Source organism: Moorena sp. SIO4E2, assembly GCF_010671945.1.
GTDB lineage: Bacteria > Cyanobacteriota > Cyanobacteriia > Cyanobacteriales > Coleofasciculaceae > Moorena > Moorena producens.
Map to the genome: position 1 here is coordinate 1 of NZ_JAAHIE010000719.1, position 3,165 is coordinate 3,165.

4 protein-coding genes are annotated in these 3,165 nt (G+C 43.6%); 1 reads left to right on the forward strand and 3 read right to left on the reverse strand.

Translation table 11 applies throughout. The features are described 5' to 3' along the window. From F6K37_RS35960 to F6K37_RS35970, 3 genes are all read right to left on the reverse strand, one after another. Nucleotides 1-773, reverse strand: a 773-nt coding sequence (locus tag F6K37_RS35960) for an alpha/beta hydrolase (protein ID WP_287255741.1), incomplete at its 3' end; no start/stop codon positions are given. A 592-nt stretch (nt 774-1,365) separates the two neighbouring features. Continuing rightward, the gene (locus tag F6K37_RS35965; protein ID WP_287255743.1) at nt 1,366-1,698 is read right to left on the reverse strand and encodes a DUF433 domain-containing protein; all 333 of its coding nucleotides are present in this window, start codon (nt 1,696-1,698) and stop codon (nt 1,366-1,368) included. 207 nt (nt 1,699-1,905) lie between these two features. Then, a complete protein-coding gene (locus tag F6K37_RS35970; protein ID WP_154659763.1) occupies nt 1,906-2,082 on the reverse strand; it encodes a hypothetical protein in 177 nt (58 codons plus the stop codon). A 41-nt stretch (nt 2,083-2,123) separates the two neighbouring features. Between F6K37_RS35970 and F6K37_RS35975 the strand changes: the two genes are divergently transcribed. Beyond that, nucleotides 2,124-3,165: hydantoinase/oxoprolinase N-terminal domain-containing protein (locus F6K37_RS35975; protein WP_287255745.1), on the forward strand; the 1,042-nt coding region annotated here is incomplete at its 3' end.

Genomic DNA, 3,165 nt, shown 5'->3' on the forward strand with positions numbered 1-3,165 from the left:
ACTAAGGGGGCTGGTTTTGGATTGCCTTTGGGTAAGTACAAAGCAACCTCAAACTTGGTTTCTCCGGATAACCCTAGAGGGGATTGACGGCGGCGACCGGAAAGGGTGATGACTTGGTCTGTGAATTGATAAGGACCAGGTTGTTGTAAGTCTGTTAACTGGGAGACATCAACGGTATTCTCAGCAGCCGCTTCTCGGGTGGCTTGGTTTGCGATCGCATTCACGGCTGCATCTCGATATCGAAATAGGGTAGCTAGCTCTTTTTGGACATCGAAGATATAGTCAGTATCAATCAACATCCCCTCGGTGGGAAACTGGCGCACTATATTAATTATAGTTAGACCCTCGGAGTCAGCTGCTGCCAAAACCAGCGCCCCCCTAAGACTATGTAAACCATTGCGACCAGGGTGGGTTTTTATCATCTTTCCCAAACCTTCCAGAAAGGCTTCTCCCATGGGGGATTTACCTAAGCGGGAGATGGCTACAGGACTGATTTTAATCCGCTTTTGGAGTAGCATCCGCAACTGTTCCAAGGCTTCTGGGTTCAGCATTTGGGCGTAGAACTCAAATTCTTTAGTAATTCTGCCCTCATTGGCGAAAATTTCCAGAGATTCCCGGGAAAGGGACAATTTTAACGGACCATAGTTAAAGTAAATGTATTCTGCACTAAGGGCTGGCTTTGGTTTGACTACTGTGGGGAGTATTCCTAAACCAAGGAATAAGCAAGTATATAAAAAACCTAGTAGTTTCTTGGGTTTGGCTTTTGCTTTCACGAGTCTAGTCTTCTCAGTCTTAGGCTTGTTGAGGAGTAAGCATTCAGCTATCAGCCGTCAGCCGTCAGCTAATCAACGGGAGGTAGTAAACAAGTTTAAGGTGCTGGAACGGCTGGTTGAAAATCCCTGCTCGTTTTACTGATCCGACCCCGTACAGTTAAAGCGCCTGCTAGCACCTCAAGTACCGTGGCACAGGCTTCTAGCCTGTGATCCGCTTAAGCTTATAGCTGATAGCTGACGGCTGAATGCTTACGATGAGGAGCATTATAATACAAACAAACAGCAATGTATTGTTGAGACTTCTAGTTATAATAATTCATTAATTCAAGTCATCTGCAAGTGAATAATTTGGTTAGCTATCAGCTATCAGCTATCAGCTATCAGCTATCAGCTATCAGCTATCAGCTATCAGCTATCAGCTATCAGCTATCAGTCATCAGTTGATGCGCTATACGAACCCTACTTGATGTGCTTTTGAATAAAATAAGCTGACCGCTGACTACTGACCGCTGACCGCTGACCGCTGAATGCTTACATAATTTGCTCTTGATATTCTTGATCATAATAACATTGTGCAATTATAATTAACTTTTCAATTGGCTTTCAATTGGGCTTGTCTTTCTGCTTTGATTTTCCGGAGTCGAGCTACTGCAGGATGAGGATTCAAGGCTTGAGCTTTACGCTGTTGATCTCCCCACTCTAGCCAGTCAGCAATGTATTTACTGACTGTGTCTTTGTTCTGTAGATAATATAGGATTGTGGCATAGACCTCTTCTAAGGTGAGAGTTGAGTAAATTTTGGCAATTTCTTCAGCAGTACGCTCTTTAAATAAATACTCGTACAACACCGTTTCAATCCCAATTCGATGACCTTTAATACGAATGTCATCGGGAGCCAGAAAGTTAAAATATTCTTCTAGTTGCATAATTAATTTTGATGGCGTTAGCGCGTTAAAAACAAATATCAACAAAAAATTGTTTTGAACAGTAAATAGCGATGCATATATTGTAGATAATTATACCAATATTATTATCTATATTTTACCAAAATCAAACAGACATGACCACTAATAGTAAAGGTTTGGGATTGCCATAGGATAACTAATTTTAGTCTAAATTAGAGTCAACTTGGGCTATGTTTGCTCAATCTCAGAAATAATTCCTGGCTCCCATTGAATGACCACTCCCCGATCGGGTGATACCTCGGCTTGGTGGCTCTGGAATGCTAAGTTACTCTGTCTTAAGGGAAAATATAGTTTGCTGGGACGTTGCTGATGGAGACAGGAAACTATTGGGAAATTCTCCGCCATCTTCCCCATCTCTTTAGTGTTGTATTAAAAATCGGGCAAATATGACTACTACTTCCACTGGACCCTGGCAATTCTGGATTGATCGAGGTGGTACCTTTACGGACATTGTGGCAAAACGCCCGGATGGGCAGTTGATAATTCATAAGCTGCTTTCGGAAAATCCTGAACGGTACCAAGATGCTGGAGTACAGGGAATTCGAGAGATTTTAGATATTCCTGTTGATAGGCCGATACCAAGTGATGCCATTGAAGCGATCAAGATGGGAACGACAGTAGCCACCAATGCCTTATTGGAACGGAAAGGCGATCGCACTGTCCTAGTGATTACTAAGGGCTTCCAAGATGCCTTGCGCATCGGTTATCAAAATCGCCCGAATATCTTTGCCCGTGAAATTGTGCTCCCTGAAATGCTCTATGAACGGGTGATTGAGATAGAAGAACGTTACAGCGCCCAGGGTGAAGAGCTAATCCCGATCAATCTGGCTGAAACCCGCCAATCCTTGCAAGCTGCTTATGATGACGGTATTCGTAGCTGCGCCATTGTCTTGATGCATGGCTATCGCTATCCCACTCATGAACAGGAGATAGCCACCATCGCATCAGAGATTGGTTTTACCCAAATATCAGTATCTCATCAAGTGACCCCTTTGATGAAATTAGTCAGTCGGGGGGATACCACAGTGGTTGACGCCTATTTATCACCGATTCTGCGTCGCTATGTAGATCAGGTAGAACAACAGTTGCAGCTTGGCGGCTTGACCAATGAAGGTTTGGAAAATAACCTTCAAGCTACCCAGCCGGAAGGCTTACAGGGAAAAACTTCTGGACTATTGATGTTCATGCAGTCAAACGGAGGACTGGCGGACGCGCAACAGTTTCAAGGGAAGGATAGTATTTTATCAGGACCTGCTGGCGGTATTGTTGGAGCAGTACAGACTAGTCGAATTGCTGGTTTTGATAAGATCATTACCTTTGATATGGGTACTTTCCCAGTAGTACACATCGCCTCCCATGGTGAATTTAGCTCTGAAGCTGAGAAGACGTTCATTCTGACCTGGGATAGTAAGATAAATGTTAATGAGT